The organism is Paracoccus saliphilus, from assembly GCF_028553805.1.
GTDB classification, from domain to species: Bacteria; Pseudomonadota; Alphaproteobacteria; order Rhodobacterales; family Rhodobacteraceae; genus Paracoccus; species Paracoccus saliphilus.
Genome location: NZ_CP067140.1, coordinates 3,018,292 through 3,043,644 on the forward strand (window position 1 = coordinate 3,018,292; position 25,353 = coordinate 3,043,644).

22 protein-coding genes are annotated in these 25,353 nt (G+C 60.6%); 9 read left to right on the forward strand and 13 right to left on the reverse strand.

Annotation, left to right across the window (positions count from 1 at the left end; translation table 11 throughout):
* Nucleotides 1-65: 65 nt before the first annotated feature.
* The 10 genes from JHX88_RS14560 to JHX88_RS14605 all read right to left on the reverse strand — a co-directional run bounded on the left by JHX88_RS14560 (nt 66) and on the right by JHX88_RS14605 (nt 12,137).
* Nucleotides 66-1,574 carry an aldehyde dehydrogenase gene (locus tag JHX88_RS14560; protein ID WP_076526361.1) on the reverse strand — a complete coding sequence of 503 codons (1,509 nt, stop codon included), beginning with the start codon at nt 1,572-1,574 and terminating at the stop codon, nt 66-68.
* Nucleotides 1,575-1,577: 3 nt separating this feature from the next.
* The gene (locus JHX88_RS14565) at nt 1,578-2,495 is read right to left on the reverse strand and encodes a dihydrodipicolinate synthase family protein (protein ID WP_076526363.1); all 918 of its coding nucleotides are present in this window, start codon (nt 2,493-2,495) and stop codon (nt 1,578-1,580) included.
* A 71-nt stretch (nt 2,496-2,566) separates the two neighbouring features.
* Nucleotides 2,567-3,865 (reverse strand): TRAP transporter large permease, encoded by a 1,299-nt coding sequence (locus JHX88_RS14570; protein ID WP_076526365.1) that lies wholly within the window; start codon nt 3,863-3,865, stop codon nt 2,567-2,569.
* Between the two features lie 5 nt (nt 3,866-3,870).
* Entirely contained in the window at nt 3,871-4,386 is a 516-nt protein-coding gene (locus JHX88_RS14575; protein WP_076526367.1) for a TRAP transporter small permease, read from the reverse strand.
* 31 nt (nt 4,387-4,417) lie between these two features.
* Nucleotides 4,418-5,452, reverse strand: coding sequence for a TRAP transporter substrate-binding protein DctP (gene dctP, locus JHX88_RS14580; RefSeq protein WP_076526369.1), 1,035 nt, complete (start codon nt 5,450-5,452; stop codon nt 4,418-4,420).
* 550 nt (nt 5,453-6,002) lie between these two features.
* A complete protein-coding gene (locus JHX88_RS14585) occupies nt 6,003-7,034 on the reverse strand; it encodes a trans-3-hydroxy-L-proline dehydratase (RefSeq protein ID WP_076526371.1) in 1,032 nt (343 codons plus the stop codon).
* A gap of 153 nt (nt 7,035-7,187) precedes the next feature.
* Nucleotides 7,188-7,775: a hypothetical protein gene (locus JHX88_RS14590; protein ID WP_141225834.1), complete on the reverse strand. Its 588-nt coding sequence runs from the start codon at nt 7,773-7,775 to the stop codon at nt 7,188-7,190.
* A gap of 1 nt (nt 7,776) precedes the next feature.
* Nucleotides 7,777-10,632, reverse strand: a complete 2,856-nt coding sequence (locus tag JHX88_RS14595) for a 2Fe-2S iron-sulfur cluster-binding protein (RefSeq protein ID WP_076526375.1) — start codon at nt 10,630-10,632, stop codon at nt 7,777-7,779.
* On the reverse strand, nt 10,625-10,885 hold the full coding sequence (locus JHX88_RS14600; RefSeq protein WP_076526613.1) for a sarcosine oxidase subunit delta: 261 nt from the start codon (nt 10,883-10,885) through the stop codon (nt 10,625-10,627). Before JHX88_RS14600 ends, JHX88_RS14595 begins: the two co-directional genes overlap by 8 nt.
* Nucleotides 10,886-10,895: 10 nt before the next feature.
* Complete coding sequence (locus JHX88_RS14605; RefSeq protein WP_076526377.1) at nt 10,896-12,137, reverse strand: FAD-dependent oxidoreductase; 1,242 nt, start codon at nt 12,135-12,137, stop codon at nt 10,896-10,898.
* A 122-nt stretch (nt 12,138-12,259) separates the two neighbouring features.
* On the opposite strand from JHX88_RS14605, the gene JHX88_RS14610 reads away from it, so the two are divergent.
* The 9 genes from JHX88_RS14610 to JHX88_RS14650 all read left to right on the forward strand — a co-directional run bounded on the left by JHX88_RS14610 (nt 12,260) and on the right by JHX88_RS14650 (nt 22,671).
* Nucleotides 12,260-13,105 (forward strand): LysR family transcriptional regulator, encoded by an 846-nt coding sequence (locus JHX88_RS14610; protein ID WP_076526379.1) that lies wholly within the window; start codon nt 12,260-12,262, stop codon nt 13,103-13,105.
* A gap of 333 nt (nt 13,106-13,438) precedes the next feature.
* Nucleotides 13,439-15,493 carry a hydantoinase/oxoprolinase family protein gene (locus tag JHX88_RS14615; RefSeq protein WP_076526381.1) on the forward strand — a complete coding sequence of 685 codons (2,055 nt, stop codon included), beginning with the start codon at nt 13,439-13,441 and terminating at the stop codon, nt 15,491-15,493.
* Nucleotides 15,486-17,213 carry a hydantoinase B/oxoprolinase family protein gene (locus JHX88_RS14620; RefSeq protein WP_076526383.1) on the forward strand — a complete coding sequence of 576 codons (1,728 nt, stop codon included), beginning with the start codon at nt 15,486-15,488 and terminating at the stop codon, nt 17,211-17,213. Before JHX88_RS14615 ends, JHX88_RS14620 begins: the two co-directional genes overlap by 8 nt.
* Nucleotides 17,210-18,205, forward strand: coding sequence for a TRAP transporter substrate-binding protein (locus JHX88_RS14625; protein WP_076526385.1), 996 nt, complete (start codon nt 17,210-17,212; stop codon nt 18,203-18,205). Before JHX88_RS14620 ends, JHX88_RS14625 begins: the two co-directional genes overlap by 4 nt.
* A 55-nt stretch (nt 18,206-18,260) precedes the next feature.
* Nucleotides 18,261-18,776 (forward strand): TRAP transporter small permease subunit, encoded by a 516-nt coding sequence (locus tag JHX88_RS14630; RefSeq protein ID WP_084203158.1) that lies wholly within the window; start codon nt 18,261-18,263, stop codon nt 18,774-18,776.
* 3 nt (nt 18,777-18,779) lie between these two features.
* Nucleotides 18,780-20,093: a TRAP transporter large permease gene (locus JHX88_RS14635; protein ID WP_076526389.1), complete on the forward strand. Its 1,314-nt coding sequence runs from the start codon at nt 18,780-18,782 to the stop codon at nt 20,091-20,093.
* Nucleotides 20,094-20,104: 11 nt separating this feature from the next.
* Nucleotides 20,105-20,851: an SDR family oxidoreductase gene (locus JHX88_RS14640; RefSeq protein WP_076526391.1), complete on the forward strand. Its 747-nt coding sequence runs from the start codon at nt 20,105-20,107 to the stop codon at nt 20,849-20,851.
* Nucleotides 20,848-21,870, forward strand: a complete 1,023-nt coding sequence (locus JHX88_RS14645) for a Gfo/Idh/MocA family protein (protein WP_076526392.1) — start codon at nt 20,848-20,850, stop codon at nt 21,868-21,870. The genes JHX88_RS14640 and JHX88_RS14645 overlap by 4 nt, the downstream gene beginning before the upstream one ends.
* Nucleotides 21,871-21,906: 36 nt before the next feature.
* Nucleotides 21,907-22,671, forward strand: coding sequence for a GntR family transcriptional regulator (locus JHX88_RS14650; protein ID WP_076526394.1), 765 nt, complete (start codon nt 21,907-21,909; stop codon nt 22,669-22,671).
* 19 nt (nt 22,672-22,690) lie between these two features.
* On the opposite strand, the gene JHX88_RS14655 is transcribed toward JHX88_RS14650, so the two are convergent.
* From JHX88_RS14655 to JHX88_RS14665, 3 genes are all read right to left on the reverse strand, one after another.
* Nucleotides 22,691-23,449 carry an SDR family NAD(P)-dependent oxidoreductase gene (locus JHX88_RS14655; protein ID WP_076526396.1) on the reverse strand — a complete coding sequence of 253 codons (759 nt, stop codon included), beginning with the start codon at nt 23,447-23,449 and terminating at the stop codon, nt 22,691-22,693.
* 199 nt (nt 23,450-23,648) lie between these two features.
* Nucleotides 23,649-24,053 carry a RidA family protein gene (locus tag JHX88_RS14660; RefSeq protein WP_272848041.1) on the reverse strand — a complete coding sequence of 135 codons (405 nt, stop codon included), beginning with the start codon at nt 24,051-24,053 and terminating at the stop codon, nt 23,649-23,651.
* A gap of 20 nt (nt 24,054-24,073) precedes the next feature.
* Nucleotides 24,074-25,285: a pyridoxal phosphate-dependent aminotransferase gene (locus JHX88_RS14665; RefSeq protein WP_076526398.1), complete on the reverse strand. Its 1,212-nt coding sequence runs from the start codon at nt 25,283-25,285 to the stop codon at nt 24,074-24,076.
* Nucleotides 25,286-25,353 lie beyond the last annotated feature (68 nt).

Consider the following 25,353-nt stretch of genomic DNA (forward strand, 5'->3'; position numbering starts at 1 on the left):
CACGCAAGCGCCGCGGAACTAGGAGACATGAATGCAGTGCTGCATCCAGAAGACCGACCCGGCCGTCAATCCACACTGACATCTACCGGATCACTCAGATCCAGCCAGATCGTCTTGAGCTGTGTGTATTGGTCATGCGCGTGAACAGAATTGTCGCGCCCACCGAACCCGGATTGCTTGTAACCGCCGAAGGGAGTGCTGATATCGCCTTCACCAAAGCTGTTGACCGTCACGGTCCCGGCACGCAAGGCACGCGCGCCACGGATCGCGCGCTTGGCATTCGCGGTAAAGATCGACGCCGCCAACCCGTAAACGGTATCGTTACCCACCGAGATCGCCTCTTCGAAGCTCGATACCGTGATGACCGAAAGGATGGGGCCGAAAATCTCCTCGCGCGCAAGCACGGTGTCATTGCTGCCGACATCGACGATCGTCGGTTCCACGAAGGCGCCATTAACGGTTTTGCCGCCCATCACGATTTGCTTTTTCTTGGCCTTGCCCAGATAGCCCGAGACCTTGTCGAAATGGCTTTTCGAGACCAGGGCACCTACGCGAATGCTCGGGTCAAGCGGATCGCCGACATTCCATTCCCGTGCATGGGCCTGCACTTTTTCCAGCAGGGCATCCTTGATGTCCTTATGCACGATGAGGCGCGAGGCGGCGGAGCAATTTTCACCCATGTTCCAGAACGCGCCGTTGACGACATGCTCTGCAACGGTATCGAGGTTCTCGGCATCATCCATGACGATACAGGGGTTCTTGCCCCCCATTTCCAGGACCACTTCCTTGAGATTGCTGTCGGCGGAATAATGCAGGAACCTCCGCCCGGTCGCGGTCGAGCCGGTGAATGAGACCATATCCACATCGGGATGCTTGCCAAGCGGCTCCCCGACCTCGGCTCCGCTGCCGGTCACGACATTCAGCACCCCGGCCGGAACTCCGGCATCATGGGCAAGCTCAGCCAGGCGCAGTGCGGTAAGCGACGTTTCGGCGGCGGGTTTGACCACGACCGAACATCCCGCAGCCAGTGCCGGCCCGATCTTCCAGGCCAGCATCAACAGCGGAAAGTTCCAGGGCAGGACCAGCCCCACGACGCCGACAGGTTCACGCAAGATCATTGCGATATGATCGTCGGAGGACGGTGCGACCTGATCGTAGATCTTGTCGATCAGCTCGGCGTGCCACTTGATGCAGTGGATTGTTTCGGGAATATCCACAGTCTCACAATCATAGATCGTCTTGCCGGAATCCAGGCTTTCCAGAACTGCCAGCTCGTGCCTGTTCCGGGTCAGAAGTTTGCACAGCCGGATCAGCACATCCTTGCGCTCGCCCGGATGCAATTTTGACCAGCGGCCATCGTCAAAAGCCTCACGCGCCTTCCGGACCGCAAAATCGACATCCTCGGAGCCGCAAGCCGCGATATCCGTAAGCTTTGCCCCGGTAGCGGGATTCACGGTCTCAAACGTCTTGCCTGATTTTGCGGGACGGAAGCTGCCATCGATGAAAGCGTTTGTCGGAAGGCTCAGATCTTGTGCGATAGCGCGATATTCGTCGCTCGTCATAAGGTCGCTCATGGCTCAATTCTCCGCCTTGATTGCCGCGATTGTGGTTTTGAGAACCCGAACTACCTGCTCAAGTTCGCGTTTTTCATCCTTGTTCAAGCCACGCAGAGGTGGCCGCATCGGGCCCGCGCGAAGGCCTGCCATCTCGACCCCGTGCTTTACGCATTGGATAAACTTGCCGCCCTGCTCAAGCACCCGCATCAGCGGCATCATCGCCGACATGATCCGACGGCCCTTGTTGAAATCACCGTTCAACACGCAGGTTTCGTACAGGAATACATGCTCTTCAGGCAGGAAATTGCTCCCGGCGCAAATCCAGCTTCGTGCGCCCCACGCAAAGAACTCCAGTGCCTGATCATCCATGCCGCAGGACATCTGGATATGCGGATAATCCCGGGCCAACAGATGCACACGATTGATATCGCCAGAGCTTTCCTTGATCCCGATCACGTTGCGTGACCGGCCAACCCGATCAAGGAACTCCTGCCCCATCTCTACACCCATGCGAGCGGGATAGTTGTAAAGGATGATCGGCAGATCAGCCGCCCGGTCGATAGCCAGGGCATTGAGCGCATTCTCCCGCTCGGTCGGAACCGAATAGGGGGGCGTTCCCAACAGGATGGCATCCGCGCCGATCTCTCGAGCCCCCTGGGCAAGCGCGATGGAATCGGGCGTGCGCATGGCCCCGGTTCCAACGATCAGCGGCAGACGGCCATCAAGGCATTCCTTGATGAAACGCGCCAGTTCCAGGCGCTCCTCCACGGTTTCGGCATAGTTCTCCCCGGTCGAGCCACCGGAGATAATTCCGTGCACTCCTCCCTCGACCAAGTGGTCGACAACATCCGCAAGCGCATCCAGATCGAACGAGCCATCGGCATGCAAAGGGGTGACGATGGGCGTATAGATCCCTTCAAGTGCAAGACTGAACGTCATGATATCATCCTGATTGCAGGGTAATGGCGCAAGCGGACCAGGCCCGGCGCGCCATCACGTTGGAAGGACAGTTATTCGATGAAGCCGAGCAAACGCGGCAGGAACAGTGCAAGCGGCGACCAATAGGTCGTCAGAAGCATGACCGGCAGTGCCGCGAAGGTCATGAAGAAGAGAGCCGGCTTGATCACGTTCGTCATCCTGACATCGCCGACGCGGCATGCCATGAACAGGATCGGCGCCATGGGAGGGCTATTCGCTCCGATCACCACGCTTGTGCCGATGATGGCGGCAAAGTGAACCGGATCGATACCAATCTCGGCCATCACCGGGACCATCAGCGGGCTTACGATGGCGATGACGCTGACATCATCCATGATCATTCCCAAAAGGATGAGAAAGACATTCACCATCAGCAGAATGATGATCGGGCTTTCAAAGGTCCCGATCAGGACATCGGTCAGTTGCTGCGGCACCCGCTCGATCGTGAAGATGCGGCTGGCGATAAAGGAGAAGACGAGGATGATCATGATGACACCGGTGGTCGCGGCAGCGTGCACGACGGCGTCGAAGTTCTTCTTCCAACTCAGGTCGCGATAGACGAACAGGCCAACCGGAATTGCATAGACCACTGCAACCGCTGCCGCCTCGGTGGGCGTGAAGATACCGCCATAGATACCACCCAGGATGATGACAGGCAGCATGAGGGCGGGAATGGCACGCCAGCCGGTCGAGCCGATCTCCGACACCCGTTCTCCCCAGGGCATTTTTTCCTCATTGCCCCCAAGATGCCGGGACACATGGAACCTGTTGAGAAGCGCCAGCATGATCATCAGGGCGATTCCCGGCCCGATGGTCGCCAGGAAACAGGCGGCGACCGATTGCCGCGTCACGACGGCATAGAGGATCATGGTGATCGAGGGAGGGATCAGCAGGCCCAGAAGCGAGGATATGCCAAGCAGGGCACTCGTATATCCGCGGGAATATCCGTGCTTCTCCATCGGGCCGATCATGATCGAGCCGATCGAGGCGACCGCAGCCGAAGCCGTTCCCGAAATCGCCCCGAATATGCCGCAGGACACGACCATCGAAGTGCCCATGCCCGTACGTGAACGGCCCACAAGCGCTTCGACGAAATCGACAAGCCGTTTGGCGATCCCTCCGGTTTGCATCAGATAGCCCGTCATCACGAATAACGGCAGGGCCACAAGGATCACCGAATTCACCGTCCAGTATCCGGTGATCATCGGCATTGACCAGCTGACATCGTAAAGCAGTGTCAGGATCATGACCATCGCGGCGAAGGAAAAGACGACGGGTACACCGATCAACATGAAGACGATCAGGGCAACGATTGCGATAAGTGCTTCCATGTTGATTACTCCTCTGCCTCATTCGACGCGACGTCCCGATCCGGACCTCGAAGTTCGATGACGAGATTGCGGATCAGGTAGGCTGTCAGCAGGATTGCGGCGACCAATATGCTGAGCTGCGAGACCCAGAACGGAATGCCGAAGACCGGGGTCGTCTGCCCACGTGAAAGGCTGAAGAGAATGAAATCCGCAGCCCAATAGCAGAAAGCCAGTGACGCGCAGATCGAGATCACGGTCGCAGCGATCGCCGCGACCCGATGCGCCGCCGGGTTCTCTGTGATGACGTCGAGGAAATCGGCCTTGAGATGCGAGTTCTCGCGAGAGGCCAGCGTCGCACCAAGCATGTAGAACCACATGATCGATAGCAGCATGATTTCTTCCAGGCCGAAGACCGGTTCGCCCAGGAATGCACGTGACACGATTCCAACGACCAGCAGCAGCGACACACCCAAGCCGATCACGATGACCACGGGGCGTATGATATGGACAAGCACCTCGTCCACTTTATGAAAAACAGTCATGTTCTCCTCCCTATTTTTCAGACCGGCGGGATCAGTCTGACGCCCCAGATGTCTTTGCGCCCGGAACCGAAGCGTTCTCGCGCACGACATCCATGATTTCCGTTCCCAGGCTTTCTTCGATGAGTGGCCAGACTTCCGAACGTACACGCTCGACCCAAGCGGCCTTTTCTTCGGTGGTCGGCACGATATATTCCATGCCACCTTCCTGCGCGGTGGCGATCCAATGCTCGTCCTCGGCACGGGCTTCCGCGAACTGCTTCTCGATCACCTCGCGCGCAGCAGTAGTAACGATCTCCCGGTCGGTGGCATCCATCTCGTCCCAGACCCTGTCGCTCATCAGCAGGGAATAGGACGAGAAATTATGCGAGGACTGAACGAAGTAATCGAGCACGTCGCCGAAATACTCGTAATCCCAATAGATGACATTGGATGAATCGCCGTCGACAACCCCGGTCTGCAGGGAGGTATAGACCTCGGCCCAATCGATCGGGACGGCTTGGAAACCCATCGCATTTACCGTCTGCGGCAAGGGGAATACCGGCTGCGACCTAACCTTGATGCCCTGGGCATCCTCGAAACTGGTCGCATAGCGGTTCTGCGTCGCGATCCCGCCAAAGCCCTCCGGGAAAGGGCCGATATATTTCAGGCCGATATCTTCATAGATCGGCGCCATGAGTTCCTGCACCCAGCCATCGGGCGAGAAGGCTGCAATCGCATCTTCCCAATCAAGGACCAGGTAGGGAATGTAATTGACGCCAATTCGCTCGTCATACGATGTCTGCGGCCAGGTGATCATCATGTCGACATTGCCGCGGATCAACTGGTCAAACAGTTCCTGCTGCCCGCCGAGTTCGCCCTGGTAGAAGACTTCGACCTGCATACGCCCGTTCGATTTTTCCTCGATCAGGTCCTCCCAGAGCCGCATCGCATGCCCCAAGGGCGAGTCGTGGTCTCCGGCCTCGCTGGTCAGTATCAGCTTGTAGGATGTTTCGCTGCCATAAGCTGCGCACCCCAGCAGCAGCCCCAAAGCCGTCACCCAGTAGGGTGCAGAATTTCTGATGGTCATATCTCCCTCCCAAGCCGTAAAATCTATCGGCCGATTAACCAGGGATTGTCGTTTGGTAGAGTTGTTCCACGCAAACGAGAAATTTCAGCGGCGCTGTATAAGCCCCAGCTTATGCGTCACGCACAACTCTGAAAAATCAAATCCTTGCAGCGAATCTTTTATGAACCCGCTATCAATAACCAGGGTTCCCAGGTGGGTGCATTTGCATCAACGCAGACGAGATATTCATGCTACCAACTTCATTCCTCGGCATGGCGGCTGCGTTGAGCATATGTACGGAATACAGTTGCTTTCAGCACATCGATAACCACTGAGGCTGAAATCGAATAGGTGATGCGGCTTGGATAGCAACCCCGGTTTCCGCTCTTCGCGGCCTACAGCCGACATCGCGGCAAATGCGGGTTTCTGACCTTGTAGCGGAGGGCATCGTCGCAGCGGGCACTGAGCTGCGCCGAGTCATCGGAAACTTGAACAATTGCGTTTCCCGGTCGCGTTTGAGCGCCTGAATCGCGCCTGCCGGATCGATGAGACCCGGCAGGCATATGTCGCATCAGGAGATTCGCGGCCAAGTATCGGACAGACGGTAGCCGTTCGGCCATGGATCGCTTGGCTCCAACATGTGCTGATGCGTACCGGTGATCCAGCCGCGGCCGCTGATCTCGGGGCGAATGGCCTGTAACTCCCCCACTTTCACGGTCCCAAGGATACGCCCGTGGAACTCCGAGCCAATGATCGAGACGCCGGTGAAGCGATCCTCATGGCTCATCTCTCCGCGTGCCGACAAAATCGCCATGCGAGCAGACACGGCCGTGCCGGTCGGAGAACGGTCGAGCTTGCCGGGTTGAATCGCAACCACGGATTTCGCCCGCAACTGATTGCCCTCGCGCGTGATCTTGCCCGCGAAGAGACAGAAGGAATGATGCGCCCAGTCGGGCTTTTCCGGATGTTCAAACCGATATTGCGCATTCGCAGCATTGGTGATGCGGATGCCAAGCTCGGCAATCTGCCTTGCGTTATCCTCGATGAGTTCGATACCGAGCGCCTCCGGATCGACAACGACAAAACTGTCGCCGCCGAAAGCCGTATCCACGGTAATTGTACCAAGCCCCGGAACCTCCAGCGGTACATCGAGCCGCGAAGCGAAGGAAGGCAGGTTCTCGACATATATACGCTCGGCCTTGCCATTGGCACATTCCGCCCGCACCCTTACGAGTCCGCCCGGCGCCTCCAACACCATTTCCGTCACCGGCTCCTGCATCGGGATGATGCCACTATCCAGAAGCACCGTGGAGACGCAGATCGAGTTGGAGCCCGACATCGGCGGAGTGTCCTCGGGCTCCATGATGATCCAGGCCGCCTGCGCCTCAGGATGTTTTGGCGGCACCAAAAGATTAACGTGCCTGAAAACCCCGCCGCGCGGTTCGTTCAGGACGAAATTGCGCAGCGTATCATCTTCGGCAATCCATTTGCGCTGCTCCCAGACCGTTTCTCCGGGTGGTGGCGCCACGCCGCCCACGATGACGTCCCCCACTTCACCTTCGGCATGGCAGGATACTACATGAATGATCTTGGTACTTCGCATAGTGGCTCTCTTTCTGTCCTGCGCGTTGCTTCATTCCATTTCGTCGGACCTGCAGTTCGAACTGATGCGGGTTTGCCGAAGGTTCTGCTCAGTTAATTACGCAGCTACGGCATCACTTTCCAGAGCAGTTCACAAAGGTAGTGCCGCAAAGCTTCACCCTTGCCACTGAAGCGTGAACTCCGGGCAGCGCTCCGCAAAGACATTCGTGAGGTAACGATGCGACGCGATATCGGTGAAAATATCAACCACCGGAGCCTTTTCTGTACCGCTGAGGACCAGCACCGCATCAAGCCCGGCAAAGCGGGTTTGCACCACCCGATCCGGCGCATCCCTGAGGTGCACAAGATCCTCCGACGTGCAGGCTGCGAGAGCCTCAACTGTGCCCGGTCCGGTCATCCGGAACCAAGCCCAGGTTTCTTCCCGGTAGGCCAGGTAAGTTCCCGCAGGGAGGTCGGCAAATGCACTGGGCAGTGCGGCGTCACTCTCGGAGAGCACCAGCAGTTCCGTGCTGCCCAACCGTGCGATACGCAGCCCCTCAGCTCGAGCGACGCAATTGATGCCCGCAGGGAAGGGTAATTCGTTGGCACGGCACCATTCCGGCGTACCATGACCCCGCAAACCTGTCCGCGGACGGTGTGTGAGATCAGCGATGATCCGAGTCCCGGCAATCTCGGTCATGCTTTCAACGGAACAGGGCACGGAGGGAAAGCGCCGTAGCGCGGTGTTGGGAGAAAGGGTCACGTTATCCATCCTGGCGGTTGTTTTCCGGATCATAGAAGGCGTGGGAGACAGTCCTGACCATTACCTCACGCCCACTGCGTGTGCGAATAGCAATCCTGCCGCCGGGCACCGCGTCATCTGGCGCGGCGAAGGCGAGACCGATCAGCCGGCCGGTCGTCGGTGACGGTAGAACGGAGGTGACATTACCGACCGCCACCCCGTTTTTCATTACCAGGCAGGACTCTCCTATCTCGCCGGACAGATCGAGCGGCGCCTCAAACCTGCAGAGCTTGCGGCTTAGCCCCGTCGACCGGCGCAGGTCTGCCGCCGGTTTACCCAAATAGTATGGTTTTTTCTTCGACAGTGCCCAACCCATGTCAAGTTCGTCCGGCGTGCTCAGTGCATCGGTATCCTGACCGATGATGATATGCCCTTTTTCGAGTCGCAGGACCCGCGAGGCCTCCAGCCCGTAGGGCGCGACGCCCACGTTTCGCAGGGCGGCCCAGAGTGCCCGGGCATAGCTTCCCGGCGTGTGCAGCTCATAGCTGAGCTCGCCGGTGAAGCCGATTCGCATGATCCGGACCGGGCATCCGGCGATGACCCCGCTGCGCCCTTCGAGAAAACCGAAGGAGTCACGATCCAACTCCACATCTCCTTCAAGCGATTTCAACACCTCGCGGGCGCGGGGTCCTGTCACGTTGATTCCGGCAAAGGCGGCCGTGATGTTCTGGATGTCGACATCCATCCGCCATTGGGTTCTCCACCATGACATATCTGAAAACACACGATCGACCGCACCTGTGGTGGCGGTGACATAGAAATCATCTTCAGCCATCCGATACGCCACGCCATCATCCACAACGGAACCCATTTCGTTGAGCATCAGGCAATAACGCACCCTGCCAACGGGCTGCTTGCCGTGGGACATGGTATAGATGCGATCAAGGAAGGCGGCGGCTTCAGGCCCACGCACAGCGAGTTTGCCGAGAGTGGAAACATCCAGCATGGCCACGTCCTCGCGGACGCTGCGCACCTCGCGGGCGATGATTTCCTGCGCGTTGCCGCCGCCGTAATAGAGCGGCCGCCACCATGCGCCGACGGGAGTCATCTTGGCGCCCTCTGCCCGATGCTCGGTATCTAGGGCGGTGAGCCGCTCCGGCATGCGCAGCGGGCCGGCGAGGAGGCCGAGTTTCTCCGGGCCGAATGGCGGTCTTGCGGTCGTCACCCCGATCTGGCCGACGCTGCGCCCGGTCTCTGCCGCAACGATCCGCGCCGTCTGAAGCGCCGAATGACGACCTTGCGAGGGCCCCATGCCGACAGTGGAGTAGCGCTTGACCAGTTCCAGCTCGCTGTAACCGTCCGCGACCGCGTTGACGATGTCCTTCACCTGGAGGTCCTCGTCGAAATCGACAAAGTCACGCCCGGCCTTGTCGGGGTCGGGTACCGGATAAGTGCGGTAGAGGGCGGCGTCGGGGTCGGGCGGTGCATCGGGCAGCGGGATATCGTGCCCCAACGCCCGTGCCGCGGCAGCACCGGCACGTTCGCCGCTTTGGATTACAGCATCGGGGGAAAAGATCCCTGCCACTGCACCGGCGAGGTGCATGGAGTCCGGATAGCTAGAAAGCGTGAAGCTCTGCCGGGCATCGTCGAAGCCCAGCTTCGCCCCGGCATGCAGCGGAAGCTGGTAGCCCGGAGTCGCGCCGGCATCGATCACCGCGAGATCGCAGGTGAGCGTTTCCCGGCCCGCCTGAGTTTCCACGTCGAGCGCGCAAAGCTGCCCGCTGCCCTTGGCCCCCTGCCCCGCCAGGACGCGAGCCGAGGCGATCACCCACACGCCCTGATCGGCGAGCGGCGAGGCGTGTTTGGCCAATTCGGGATTCTCGGCAGGCAGAAGAATGGCGGCGAGCTGCACCCCTGCCTCCAACAGGTCCATTGCAGCCGCGACACCGTGAGGCGTTCCGGCAAAGACAACCGCACGCTCCCCCGGCTTCACGGCATAGTGCCGCATCAACCGCTGGGCGGCGGTGACGATGCCGGGCAGGTCATTGTTGCGGAAGATCAAGGGCTGTTCCTGCGTCCCGCAGGCCACCACCACCTGAGCCGCGCGGACCCGATAAAGCAGGTTACCCTGGATAACCGGCAGGAAATTGTCAGCATACCAACCATTGCAGGTCGCATCGGTCAAAACGGTGATTTGTGGATGGTCAAGCCCGGCGCGTGCCTCGGCAAGCCGCGCTTCATTGTCACGTTCATAGGTCAGCGCACCGCCGGTTTCCGGCTCGGAATCCACCAGCACCACCCTGGCGCCCGCCGTGGCGGCGGCTCGCGCGGCGGCACAACCGGCAAGACCGGCGCCAACCACCAGCACATCGCAACGGAGATTACGCTTGCGGTAGTTGCCATCACCCTGCCCCGTGTCCACCACACCGAGACCGGCGGATTTGCGGATCACTGGCTCCCACAGTTTCAACCAGCTGTTCCGCGTCGGTCCAAAGAAACTGCGATAGTAGAAGCCGACCGGCAGAAACCGCCCGAGCCTGTCCAGCAGGCTGCCCCTGTCTCGATCTGCGTTATGCGATGTGTTCTGGGCGTTGACCGCAAGACCTTCCGTCAGCGCCTGCCGGTCGGCCCGCACATTGGGCTCGGATCCGATTTGCACAAGCGTATTGGAATCCTGCCCGCACATCGTCAGCGGACCGCGTGGGCGATGATATTTGAACGAGCGCGAAAACACCCAACGACCCGAGGCCAACATTGCGCTGGCGACAGTGTCTCCTTTCAGGCCGGACAATGTCTTGCCGTCGAAACTGAAGCGCAGGGGCGTGGCGCGGTGAATTCTTGTCCCCCACGGGGCGGGAAGTCGTACGTGCTCAGGCATTGGTATCCTCCGGCCCGTCGGGGAGCCATGTGCGGATGAAGTGGTCGGTGGCAGTGTGACGTTCCGCAAGAAAAACCGTGTTGCTCGGCCGGTGCCGCCACCACTCAACCATCGGGCCGATCGGGTTCTCGACGAAGAAGACATGGCGCACCACGGTTTCGGCATTCTCGGGATCGGTCGCGCGCTTCGGTCCGAGATACTGGAACTCGGAAATGTCGCGCAGCCCGTTCACCGGGCAGTTCAGTTGTTTCATGTCCTGCACCTCAATGGCTGGCGGCGGTAGCGCCCATTTCGTTGAGCAGTGCGAAACGCTCGAACCGCTCCAGGGCGAATGGTTTCAGAATGTCCGGCGTTCTTCCGGTGGCGACGCATTCAGAGAGGTATTTCCCGGCCACGGGCGTGGCCTTGAAGCCCCATGTGCCCCAACCGGTATCGAGCCAATAATTCGAGAGCGGTGAGGCACCCATGATCGGGCTGTAGTCGGGTGTCATGTCGGTGATCCCAGCCCATTGGCGCAACAGCTTTATGTTGTGCAAAAACGGGAAAAGATGGAGGGCGCCGTGGGCCAGATGCTCCTTCTGGTCGAAAGTCGAACGGGTGGAGGCAAGCTGGTAGGGATCCGAGCCGCCGCCGATCACGACCTCGCCGCGCGAGGATTGCACGAGATAGGTGTGCAGATTGGCCGAAGACACAAGTGTATCAAGGAAGGGCTTGAGGGGCTGGGTGACCATCGCCTGAAGCGGGAAACAGCGGATCGGAAGGGATAGACCGGCCAGCTCGGCGATCTGCCCATTCAGCCCACCCGCCGCCTGGATAACCTGTCCGGCGCGGATGTTGCCGCGGTCGGTCTCGATCTCCACCACCTTGTCGCCAGCGGTTCTCATACCGGTAACGGTTGTGCGCTGGTGGATCTCGACGCCCTTCTCGGCAGCGCGCTTGGCGTAGCCCCATGCAACCGCGTCATGCCGGGCGGTACCGCCGTCCTCATGCCAGAGCCCGCCGAGCACTTCGTGCTGGCCACCCTCATCCATGTTCAGATGCGGGCAAAGCTCGCGCACCATTTTCGGGTCCACGACCTCGACGCGCGTGCCAGCCAGCTTGCCCATCTCGGCGCGCAGATGAAAGCTGCGCATGGTAGCGTCGGAATGGGCCAGCGTAAGTTGCCCCCGCTGAGAGAACATGACGTTGAATCCAAGCTCTTGGCTCATTTCCTCGAAAAGCGTCACGCCTTCCTTGTAGAAGCGGATCGACTCGGCAGTAAGGTAGTTCGATCGGACGGTGGTCGTGTTACGTGCGGTGTTTCCGCCGGCGAGGTATCCTTTCTCCAGCACCGCAACAGAACGAATGCCATGTTTGTGCGACAGGTAGTAAGCCGAGGCCAAGCCATGGCCGCCGCCACCGATTATGACGACATCGTAAGAGGGTTTCAGATCGGGAGTGGCTGGGATGTCCCGGTAGGGCTGATGCCCCTTTTTCAGCCCGTATCTGAGTAGTGCGAACGGCATTGGCTGGCTCCTTGTGCTTGACAGCAAGCAAGCGGGACGCAGCGCGAATTCGCAAGAAAGCGATTATTGCCGTATGACCCCAATTTTGTTATGACATCAAAACGCGAATAGTGAGCAGCTTTATGCGCGATCTTCCTCACCTTACCTATCTTCAAGCTTTTGAGGCATCCGCCCGGCATCTGAGCTTCACCCGGGTCAGCGAGGAACTGAACTGCACCCAAGCGGCGATTTCGCAACGGATACGGGGGCTGGAACAGTATTTTGGTCGCCCGTTGTTTCATCGAAAACCGAATGGGCTGGAACTTAGTTCAGCTGGCGCGGCCTATCTGCCCGGCATTACCCAAGCGCTCGACGTGATGGATGCCGCCACGCGCGGGCTGACCGGGCGGCGCGTGAAACAGACGGTAACGGTGTCGGCACCCATTTCCTTCCTCAACCGCTGTCTCGCCCCGCTGTTGCCAGAGTTCACCGCCGCACATCCCGAGATTGGCTTGCGGCTGAACAGTTCGATCTGGACCGACCCCAACCTCGACCTCGCCGATCTCAACATCGGGTTCGGAGAAGCGAAGCTGCTGCCCGACAATGCGATCCGGCTTGCCCCCGCCCCGGTGGTAAGAGTGGCGGTTGCAGGCAGCAGAAAACCGGCGCAACGACGCCTCGAGGTGCAGGGAAAGTTTCCTCTTTGGGAACTCTGGAGCGAGGCGGCAGGTGAAACTTTTGAAGCAGAGTTCCCGCCCTGCCGCGTCGATACGGCCGACACGGCGCTTCATCTCGCCGTTCAGGGCCTTGGTCACGCGGTCGTTTATGAAGCCTACGCACTTGCCGCAGCGGGGCAAGTCGCCGGTTCCTTGCCGGTAGACATCGGTCACGTGCTTTTGCTCCAACTCAACCCCGCGCGCCAGACGCATAGCGCAACGCGGGTTTTCGTCGACTGGCTCTCAACCCGGTTTCTATCGGAACAGAGCTAGATCTCCGTTGGCGGCGATCCCCACTGAGGCCTCATTGAGCGATTGAGCATTTCCTTTCGCGTCAAAGCGTCTGGACACTTGCGCAGGATTTTCAGGAAACGCCCGGTTCGGCCCCGATTCGCTTTGCTTCCAGTATGCTTCTGGCAACAAATTCGGCCTTCCCCAGCGTTTCGGCGATCTGTGAACCCCTTGGCTTCACCGTCGAAAACCATCGAATTTACAGAGTTTTTCGACATTTGCGCCGTCGAGAACAAATTATTCAAGACGATGCTTGATTTTTCCGTATCCAACTTGGATGCTGAACAGAGAAGCAAGAATGAAAGAGTTCGACGCATGTTCGACAAAGAGACCAAGGCCGGCTGGATTGTGGGCGTCGATGTTGGAGGGACGTTCACCGATTTCGCAGCCCGGAACGTGTCCACGGGCGAATTCGCCGTCCATAAGCGCCCTTCCACTCCGCACGATCCCTCGGAAGCGATCCTCCAGGGCTTTGACGAGTTGCAAGCGAAGATCGGGATTTCAGGCGAGGATGTTGGCCGGTTCGCACATGGAACCACCGTTGCCACCAACGCCCTGCTGCAGCGCAAGGGTGCCAAGGTGGGCGTCGTCACCACTCGCGGTTTCAGGGATCTGCTGGAAATCGGACGCCAGGTCCGGCCTTCGATTTACGATCTGCAAGCCGATGCGCCGCCCCCTCTGGCAGACCGACAATCGCGCCTGGAAATAGCGGAGCGGATCGGACCCGACGGCGAAGTCATCACCCAGTTGACCGACACTGCCATCGAGACACTGATGGACGAGCTGGCCGAATTGCCTGACTTGCAGAGCCTGGCAATCTGCCTCCTGTTCTCTTTTGCCAATCCTGACCATGAGCAACGTATCGCCAGCGCAATCAAGCAGGCGCGCCCCGACCTATATGTTTCGGTATCGTCCGAGGTGCAGCCCGAGTTTCGCGAATACGAACGTTTCAGCACCACCTTGATCAACGCCTTCCTCCAACCGGAGGTCAGCCGCTACATGGACAGGCTTCAGGCCGCAGTGGCCCACGCCGCACCACGGGCGCGCTTCGGGATCTTCCAGTCGTCTGGTGGACTGATGTCGGTCGATAGAGCGGCGCAATTCCCGGTGCGCACGGCGCTATCCGGCCCCGCTGCCGGAGCGGTTGGAGCAACCGCCGCAGGCGCGGCCTCGGGTATAGGCAATATCGTGACGCTCGATATCGGCGGCACCTCCACCGATGTCTGCCTGATCCGCGATGGCAAGACCGAGATCGCCCATGTGCGCGAGATCGCCGGATTTCGCATCCGACTGCCGATGGTCGACATTCACACCGTCGGCGCGGGTGGAGGCTCGATCGCCCAGGTTGCGCCCGACGGACTCATGCGCGTCGGGCCAGAGAGCGCGGGCGCCGTGCCCGGGCCGGCCTGTTACTGCAAGGGTGGAACCGAGCCGACCGTGACCGATGCCAATGTCTACCTCGGCCGATTGCCCCTCTCGCTCGCAGGCGGCGGGCTGACGATAGATCCCGCGAAAGCGGAAGCCGTCATCACGGAGATCGCTGGCAAGCTTGGCGTCTCCCCGATCAAGGCAGCTCTTGGCATTGCCGGAATCGCGACCTCGAACATGACACGGGCCATTCGTGCCGTCTCTACCGAGAAGGGCCACGACCCGCGCAACTTCGCCTTGATGCCCTTCGGCGGTGCGGGCGGGCTGCACGCCGCCGATGTCGCCCAAGCCCTGGGCATACGCCGCATTCTCGTACCGCGCGCGCCCGGTATCCTGTGCGCTGACGGGCTGCTGGAGGCCGAACTTCAGGAAAACTTCGTCTCCACCATCCGCACAAGGCTTGACGGCGACCTTTCCGCCATCAAGCAGGCGGTGGAGAAACTGACACATGACGCGTCCCACTGGCTGAAAACTGAAGCTGCGGAGGCAGAGGATGGGCGCGTCGTGTTGTCTCTCGACATGCGCTATGTCGGCCAGAACTACGAGCTTCCCATTGAATTCGCAGGCGATCCAACGCAGGTCAAGGCATTGCGCGAAGTCTTCCTTGCCGAACATATGCGCGCCTATGGTCATGCCGATCCAGATGCGCCGATCGAAATCGTCAACATCCGAGCCAAGGGCATTGCCCGGCTGGTGCGAGGCACAACGGATCTTGCGGGTCCCGCCGACATGGGCGAGCCGCTGGAGATCACCAAGGCCTGGTTCGAGGAATCTGCCCCGGTGGACACCCCGGTCTACGATCGAACCGCCCTGCCAGTTGGCACCACTCTGACCGGCCCCGCGATCATCACCCAGCTCGATTCGACCACCGTGGTCCCTCCCGGAGCAACCATCACGGTCGATCCGGCCCTCAACCTCATGATGGAGCTCGGCAATGACTGATGCACGCGAAAGTCAACTCGATCCGATCGCGCTGGAGATTACCTGGAACGGCCTCAAATCGGTCGCCGACGAGTGCTTTCTGACGATCATGCGCAGCGCCTTCTCGACCAACATCAAGGAACGGCACGACCATTCCACCGCGATCGCCGACGCTTCCGGCAGGCTGGTCGTGCAGGCCGAGAATGCCCTGCCGATCCACCTCGCCTCGATGGCCGGGTTGATGAAATACATTCTGAACCAATACGGTGACACGCTCGCCCCCGGCGACATCTTCATTGGCAACGATCCCCATGTTGCCGGCGGCACCCATCTGCCGGACATCAACCTCGCCGCGCCGATCTTCGATGGCGAGCGCTTGATCGGATTCGTCGCCAATATCGTTCACCATGCTGACGTGGGTGGTGCCGCTGTAGGCTCCATGTCGGGCGGCCTGGACGAGATTTACAAGGAAGGGCTGCGCATCCCCATCGTGCGGCTTTACTGCAAGGGCGAGCTGGTCGAGGACATGCAGCGCCTGCTGCTGCTGAACATGCGCCTGCCCGAAGAGCGGTTGGGCGACCTCAACGCCCAGATCGCCGCCGCCCATCTCGGTCGCCGCCGGGTCGAGGAAATCATGGGCAATATCGGTGCCGATGCCATGACCCGCACCTTCAACAGCATCATTGAACGCACCCGGATTCGGATGCGGGCGGCCATCACGACCCTGCCGGACGGCGAATATGCCTTTTCGGACGTTATGGATGATGACGGCGCCGGCACCGAGGACATCCTGATCAACCTGGTGATCCGCAAGTCGGGTGAGGCGATTGTCTTCGACTTCACCGGCACTGATCCTCAGATGGTCGGCAACTTCAACTGCACTTTCAACGCCACCCAGTCCGCGGTCTGCTTCGCCCTCAAGGCGCTGCTCGACCCGGAAGTGCCAAATAACCACGGCATCTTCGACGCGATCGAGATCACGGCGCCGGAAGGCACTTTGGTCAACTGCGTCTTCCCGGCCGCTGTCGCCATGCGGGCCAACACCTGCCAGCGCATCGTCGATGTCGTGATCGGGGCGTTGGCCGAAGCACTGCCAGAGCGGGTAATCGGTGCAACCAACGGTGCCAACACCTCTGCCGTTTTTGCCGGGACCGACCCACGCAGCGGCAAACAATACGTTTATCTTGAAACCTTGGGCGGCGGAATGGGCGCACGGGCGACCCATGACGGCAAGGACGGCGTACAGGTGAACATAACCAATACGTCCAATCTGCCGGTAGAAGCCATCGAGCAGGAATATCCGCTGCGCGTGGAAAGCTACGCGCTGGTCGAGGACAGCGGCGGTGCCGGGCGTCATCGCGGCGGCTTGGGTATCCGGCGCATCCTGCGTCCCGTGGGCCATACCTGCGAGTTCAACGGTGTCGGCGAGCGCTTTCGCAACCGGCCCTGGGGAATTTTCGGCGGCCAGCCTGGCGCGGCGGGAGCCTTCGCCATCGAGACGGAGGGTCAGGGGCGCCAATCGCTGCCACCCAAGGTATCCAACATCAAGCTGACACCCGCCTCCCATGTGGTCATCGAGACACCCGGCGCTGGCGGCTACGGCGCGCCCGCAGACCGCTCCGCCAAGGAGCTCGAAGATGACGCACGCTCGGGAAAGTTCACGCAGGACTTCATCGACCGAAACTACACCTGTGAGAAAACCAATAGAAACTGCATGCCACCAGCAAGGAGAAAACCATGAATATCAAGGCAACCGCCTTCATGCTTGCCACGGCCCTCGGGGCCACATCGCTACCCATCGCCGCTCAGGAGATAACCTGGGAACTGGCAAACGAATATGGCAAATCCTCGATCATGGGCGTCGGTGACGAGGCCTTCATCAAGGCCGTGGACGAGCTCTCTGACGGCATGATCGAGGTCACCCCGCATTACGACGGATCGATCGGCTACAAATCCGTCGACCAGTTCGATGCGGTCGGGGACGGGGCGATCGAGATCGCCGATACAGTGATGGGCGCCGTTGCAGGAATCGAACCGATCTTCCTGCTGTCCTCGCTTCCTTTCATCGCCGGCTCGGACGCCGATGCGAAGCTGCTCTTCGAAGTCGCCCGCCCGACATACGAAGAGGTCTTCGCCAAACACAACCAGGTACTGCTCTGGGCGACGCCCTGGCCGCCATCGGGGATCTGGGCCAACAGCCCGATCACCTCGCAGGAAGAGCTGGCCGCTCTCAAAATCCGTGCCTGGGACCCAAGCGGCGTGCAGACGATGAGCAACGCTGGCGCCAACGCGGTGCAGATCAGCTGGGCCGACACGGTGCCGCAGCTCGCGTCGGGTGCGATCAACGCCGTGCTGACCTCGGCCGACGGCGGTGTGAGCGTCAAGTTCTGGGAATTCCTGTCGAACTTCACCGCAGTGAACTACTCGATGGCGCTGAACATGGTGCATATGAACAAGGACGTCTACGACAGCCTGACCGAAGAGCAGCAGCAGATCGTGATGCAAGCTGCGCAGGTCGCCAGTGACGCCGCCTGGGCCGAGTTGGGCAAGCGGATTGCCAAGAACTACGAGGAGATGCGCGCAAACGGTGTCGAGATCACCGAGAGCGTGTCGCCCGAGTTCCGCGCCTCGCTGGTCGACTCTGGTGAACAGGTCTACGCTGACTGGCTGGAAAAGACCGGCGAAACCGGCCAGTCCCTTCTTGACGAGTACCGGAGCAAGCTGGGTCAATAACCCGACCGGGCACCTTCGGGTGCCCTTTCCACGCAAGGCGAGAGGGGGGAATCGAATGGTAAGACGTGGCATGTATGCTGCCTCGGCCATCTGCTCGGGGATCGGAATATGGGTGTCGGCGGGGCTACTGATCTACATGGTCATTCACGTGAACCTCGAGATCATCCTGCGGAGCTTCTTCAACAGTTCCACCAGTTCGATGAGCGAATTCACCGGCTACGCCATGGGCGCGATGACTTATCTGTCCATCGCCCACACTCTGAAGGCGCGCAAACACGTGCGGGTCAGCCTGATCAAGGCGCTTCCGGGCAAGAGACTGGCAGTTGCGGTGGAGGTCTTTTGCTTGACGGCAACCTTCGTGGTCATCGCCTTCGTCGCCAGGAACATCTGGACGATCCTGAGCCGTGACTTCACACGCGGATCCGTCAGCCCAACGCTGATGCAGACGCCGACATGGTATATCGATGCGGCCGTCTGCACCGGCCTCGTCTTCCTTCTACTGCAACTGTTCTCGAGCGTGCTTGAAGCCATTTACGACGGTGTTCCCGAAGACGCGGTCGAAGGAGACTGACCGATGGAAAGCCTCTATGTCGCGGCCGGTGTGCTCGGCCTTATCATCCTCTTCCTCGGCCTCGGCGTGTGGGTCTTCTCCGGCCTGCTGCTGGTGAGCATCACCGGGCTGGCCTTCTTCATAGATATGCCCCTGTCACGGATCGGCTCGATCCTTGGCCCGATCATGATCCGCAGTGCAACCGGATGGGAGCTGTCGGCGATCCCGATGTTCGTCTGGATGGGCGAGATCATCCTGCGAACGGACATCTCCACCCGTCTCTTTCGCGGTCTTTCACCGCTGACCTATCACCTACCGGGCCGGCTGCTACACACCAACATTGCAGGCTCGGCGATCTTCGCCGCTATCTGCGGATCGAGCGCCGCCACCACGGCCACCGTGGGCAAGATCACCGTGCCCGAGCTTGATCGCCGCGGCTACAGTTCCGCGCTGACCTACGGCTCGCTTGCCGGGGCGGGGAGCCTCGGCCTGCTGATTCCACCATCGATCATCATGATCATCTACGGCGTGATCGCCGAGGTTTCGATCGCTCGGCTCTTTGCGGCAGGTATCCTGCCGGGTATCATGATCGCCGGATTCTACTCAGCCTATGTGATGGCCGTGAGCCTGCTGTTCCCCAAGGTCGCCCCCGCCGACGGAGAGCGGCCGAGTGCGGGCGACATGCTGCGCGGCATCGTCGACCTGATGCCTATCGGCCTGCTCATCACCCTCGTGCTCGGGGCCATCTACTCTGGCATCGCCACCCCGTCCGAAACCGCCGCCGTCGGCGTCGGTGTCACACTAGTCTACACCGTCGTCACTAGACAGATGAATCGCAAGGTATTCATGGAGAGCCTCTTCGCCTCCGTCCACACCAGTTGCATGATCAGCGCCATCATGATCTCGGCAGCCTTCATGTCGACAGCAATGGGCTTCATGCATGTGCCGCAAGATATTTCTGCCGCCATCGCGCAATTCGAACTGTCCCCCTACGCCCTGATCGCCTTACTGACGCTGCTCTACATCGTGCTGGGCATGTTCCTCGAGGGTGTGTCGATGACGGTGATGAGCCTGCCGATCACCCTGCCGCTGGTGATGACTGCCGGGTTCGACCCGATCTGGTTCGGCATCTTCCTGATCCTGATGATCGAATTGGCGCAGATCACCCCGCCGATCGGGTTCAACCTCTTCATCCTGCAGGACCTCACGCGAACCAGCATCACCCGGATCATCGTAGCCGCATCGCCATTCTTCCTGCTGATGTGCACGGGCGTGCTGGTCATCACGGTCTGGCCAGAGATCGTGCTCTGGTTGCCCGACCAGCTCTACTCGAAATAGGAATCATCGTGATGTCTGAACACCGCCTGAACGGAAAGCTCTGCGTCGTGACAGGGGCCGCCGCGGGTATCGGCCGCGAGACTGTCCTCGCATTTGCCGAGGCGGGGGCAAAGGTCCATGCCGTGGACCGCGACAGCGGCGGGCTCGGCAAACTCGCGGCCGAGGTTCCGAGCATCGCGACTCATGCCTTCGACATCACCGATGCGCAGGCCGTCGCAGAGTTTCACGCCGAGCTGCCGCGGCTCGACGTTCAGTTCAACTGCGCCGGAATCGTTACGGTCGGTGGGTTGGGCGACTGCAGCAAGGAAGACTGGGAGCAGGCACTATCGGTCAACGTGACTTCAATCTTCCTGATGATGCAGGCTGCGCTGCCGCGACTCCAGTCCGGTGGGGGCGGCTCGATCATCAACATGGCGTCGGTTATCTCCTCCATCGGCGCGGCCCCGCAACGCTTTGCCTACGGTGCGACAAAGGCCGCCGTGCTGGGGATGACGAAATCCGTTGCACTCGACTATGCAAGTGTCGGCATCCGTTGCAACGCCATCTGCCCCTCGGGCGTGGAAACACCATCCATGACCGACCGGATCGAGGCCATGGAAGACCCGGACGCCGCTCGGGCGATGTTCTCATCCCGGCAGCCAGTCGGGCGGATGGGTACACCGGCGGAAATCGCCGAGCTCGCGCTCTATCTTGCCTCCGATGCCTCGGTCTACATGACCGGCAGTCACATCGTCATCGACGGCGGGGCCAAACTATGAGCGCGGCAAGGGTCACCACCGGCATTGTCGGCCTGGGCCGTTGGGGCCGAAACCTTGTTACATCCGGTCAAGGCGGTCCGCTCTGTTTCACCCACGCGGCCACCCGGACACCCGCGAAAGCAACGGAATTCTGCATCGAACAGGGCCTCGATTTGCGCCCCGCGCTGGCAGACATTCTGGATGACGTCGAGGCCGTGGTCCTCGCCACGCCACACAGCCAGCACGGGGCGCAGGTGCGTGCGGCTGCCGCTGCCAGACGTCATGTCTTCGTCGAGAAACCGCTGGCACTGAACGTAGAGGATGCCGCCAGCGCATTCGATGCTTGCACGGCAGCGGGTGTGCAACTCGCCGTCGGCTTCAACCGCCGCCACCTGCCGGGTTATCAGGCGCTTTGCGCCCGCGTGCAAGGTGGTGCCATTGGCCGCCCACTGCATGTCGAGGGCAGTTTCTGCGGCCCCTTCGGCTACGATTACAGCGACGAGATGTGGCGCGGCTCATCCGACGAGAACCCGGCGGGCGGCATGGCAGCCATGGGCATCCACATCCTTGACGCCATGATCGCGGTGATGGGGCGGATCGCCCGCGTCTCCGTCCTGAGCCGCCGCCTCGCCGTATCGAGCCAGCTTGACGACACCACGACCGTGCATCTGGATTTCGCCTCCGGCGCAACCGGAACCCTGTCGACCCTGATGGCCTCTGCCCCGTTCTGGCGACTGCATGTCTTCGGCAGTGAGGGATGGGCACAGATGCCGGACCAGACGCGGTTGCTCACCTCGAACCTCGCAGGCGAGTGCACCGAGCAGAGCTTCGCCCCAGTGGACACCCTGGCCGCAGAACTGGCGTCCTTCGCGGCAGCCATGCGCCGGAGCGAGGACTATCCGGTGACGCGTGAGCAAGCCCTGGCGGGGGTGGCGACAATGGAGGCGATCGGCCGGTCGGCGACGTGGCAAGGCGCATGGGTCGAGGTTCCGGCACTGCCGCCGTCAGCATCCCTAGACAGGTCAGGCACCCCTACCTAAAGGTAAGCGGAAGCGCATAGCAATGGAGGCGAAACAATGTCGGAACGCGATGGTGTCAAGGTCGCCAAGCTGCTGAGAAATTCCATCCTGCGCCTTGAGCTCAGGCCGGGCGTGATCCTCGACGAGGCCGAACTTGGCGCGCGGCTCAATGTCTCCCGGACCCCCGTGCGCGAGGCGATCATCCAGCTCATTGCAGATGGTTTGGTCGTGCGTGAGGGACGCAAGGCAAAAGTCGCACCGCTCGATTTCGATGACGTGCCCAAGCTGTACGACGCATTGCTGATCTCCAGCCGTCTTGTACATCGCCAGGCAGCTTTGAACAGGATCGAAAGCAATCTCAGGGACATTACCCGTGAGATGGAAAGATTCGAGGCGCTGACCGCAACCGGCAACGGCGTCGAGCGATCGGAAGTAAACGTCGCATTTCACAAGGCGATCTCGGCTTCCGCCGACAATCGCTATATCTCCGATTTCTACGAACAGGCGCTTTTCGGAACGATCAGGCTTTCCCGGGCATGCTTCAGCAAACGTGAACTTGCGGGCCGGGAGGCCGGCACGACCCAGCTGTCAGAACACCTGAACGAAACCGTGCGTCAACACCGGCGCATCTACGAGGCCATCGAGGCTCAGGATATGGAAGCAGCCGACGCCACTGCAATCGAGCACTACCAGCTGACCAAGAAGCGCGTTACCGAAGTCCTGTTCAGTCAGACAGAGGCCCTCACCGAGTTGGAGGACCTCACGCTGGACAGCTGGGACGTGCCCGAGCTGTCGCCAGAAACGTCCGGTATGCACCGCTGAAGCGTCCTGAGGCGGCGCGTCAGCGGACCAGCACGCCCGAGGCCATGAAGCCCCCATCCACGTTGAGGATATGCCCGTTGATGTAAGCTGCATCGTCGGAGGCCAGAAACTGAATCGCCGCGGCCACTTCCTCGGGCTTTGCGTATCGCTTCGCCGGGATCTGGGCCTCCCACATCGCGCGATCTTTCGGTCCGTGCACCTGCAACACCATCGGCGTGTCCACAGGCACCGGCGCGACTGCATTGGCTGTGATCCCCTTGTCACCGAGTTCCGCGGCCAGCAGGCGGGTAAGCATATCGACTCCGCCCTTGGTGCAGGAATAGGCCCCGCGCCCGGTGTTGGCAATCTGACCGTTGACCGAGCTGACGGTGATAATCCGCCCCTTGCCCTTCTCGAGCATCTGCCGCCCGGCGAACTGGCAACAATGGAACGTGCCCGTGAGGTTCACCTCCAGGATCCTGCTCCAGTCGTCGGGGTCGAAATCGAGGATATGCCCGGTCTTCACGATGGCAGCGGTCGCCACCAGGATGTCCGTCCCGCCTGCCTCGCCGAGCACCGCGAAGGCGGCCTCAAGTGCTGCACGGTCCGTCACATCGACCTTCACGGCCCTGACATCTCCATGCGGCGAGAGCCGCACCATCGCGGCATCGAGCGCCTCCTGCGACCAATCCATGATCGTTACAGCGGCACCCGACTTCGCGAAGGCTTCGGCACTGGATTCACCGATGCCGCCCGCTCCGCCGGTGACAACCACGTTCTTTCCGGAAAAATCGCGCATGCTATCTCTCTTCTTCAGTCGTTTTGTTGTCTGGGGCTCGCGGTCATGTCGCCAGTAGCCAAATTCGATGACCAACTTGAACAGAACCGAAGCCGGAAAGAAACCTGCAGATGTCTCGCCTTGCCCGGCAGATGATTAAATCGCACGCGCATGAAGGATGCCGGTCACTACCGGGCCAATAGCGAGCTATCGGCAAGGATCACACGGCCGCCACCAGCTGGATCTCGACCGGGGCATTGCCCGGCAAATTGGCCACGCCGATTGCACAACGGCTGCAGATTCCCCGATCTCCAAGCCGTTCTCTCAGAAATGCAGAGGCAAAATCGGCAATCTTGCTGTGCTCGCTGAAGCCGTCTTCCGCGGCGACGTAAACGGTCATGGTCAGCATGGCGGCGATTTCCTCATCACCGCGCAGCTTATCTTCGATGGCCAACAAGGCATTGGTGCAGGCCAGCCGCACGGCCTCTCTCTGCACGTCGATCTGCCCTGTCCGGACCGGGCCATCAAACATCATTCTGCCGTTCTGACGCGGTGTCATTCCGGCGGTGTAAATCAGCCCGCCGTGGCGGCTCGCGGGCACATAGTCACCTTGCGGAACGGGCATTGCGGCCTCCTGCATCCCGCTCATGCCCGGTACCTTTCCACGAGTTCGGCCAGCCGCCGGACGGCTTCAACCGAGGCCGCGTGATCCTGCGAGAAGTTCAGGCGGACACTTCGAGGGGTGTGAGGGCTGAACTCGGTTCCCGGCGTAACGGTCACCGCGGCCTGCTCTCGCAGGGCCGTCACGAAATCCCTGGGCGAAATCGAAAGCTTGGGCAGTTGCGGAAACAGATAGCTTCCTGCCCCGGGGACCCGCACATCGCAGCCCTCGATCTTGCGGAACGATTGCACGAGGTCGTCCCGGATGCGTTGGTGCGCTGCGATGCGCGTTTCCATCCAGCCTTCCGGCTCTGCAAACCATGTGGTCAGAACGGCCTGTGAATAGCCTGCAGCACGCAGGGAAACGATGGCTTGAAGCTTTTCCATCCGCTCGATGATCGCCGGCGCACCGAAAGCCACTCCCAATCGATAACCGCTCAGGGACTCGGTCTTCGACGGGCCCATGATCGTCACCACGTTGTCCGCGGCAATGTTCTGTGCACGTAGATGAGTGTAGGCAACCCCCTCATAGCGCAGGCGCGAATAGAGCTGATCGACAATGACCGTGGCATCATAGCGGCTGGCCAGGGCCGCGATCCGGGCAATCTCACCGGAAGAGTAAACAACACCGGCCGGATTGTTGGGATTGGAGAAAAGGAAAACCTTCGCGCCATTGCGGAAAACCGCTTCGAGCTCGTTCAGATCGAGCCCCGCACCATCTTCGGTCGAGTTGTAGTGCATCTGCACCGGCATCATCTCGCCCTCGAAAAACTCGACGAGCTTGCGATTGGCGAAATAATCCGGCTGAACGATGGCCACCTTGTCGCCGCGCGCCACGGTCGCCGCGACTGCCAGGAACAGCGCTCCCTGGGTCCCGGGCGTCACGATCAGCCCGTCGCGTGCGTCGACCGAAGCGCCGGTGAAACCAGCAAGCCGCTCTGCCAGCCCTTCGCGGATGGCCATGGCGCCGCGATACTCTGTATAGGCCTGTGCACCACCTGTCCGCACCCCGGCCTCGAAGGCATCGAAGGCGCCCGGCGTGGGCTCATGTGCATCAACGTCGCCATGCGAAAAATCGACTGGCCTACCGGACAAGACTTCGCCTCTCATCCAGGTTCCACCTTTGGCACCGAGGCGCACCTCCTGTCCGGGGGCCGCGTCGACACCCAGCTTTTCGAACTTGCTTTGCACGGTCATGCGGTCGCCTTCTGCTTGGGGCAATAAACTCTATCGGCACCCTAACGGCGCACAATAAAGAAAGCAAA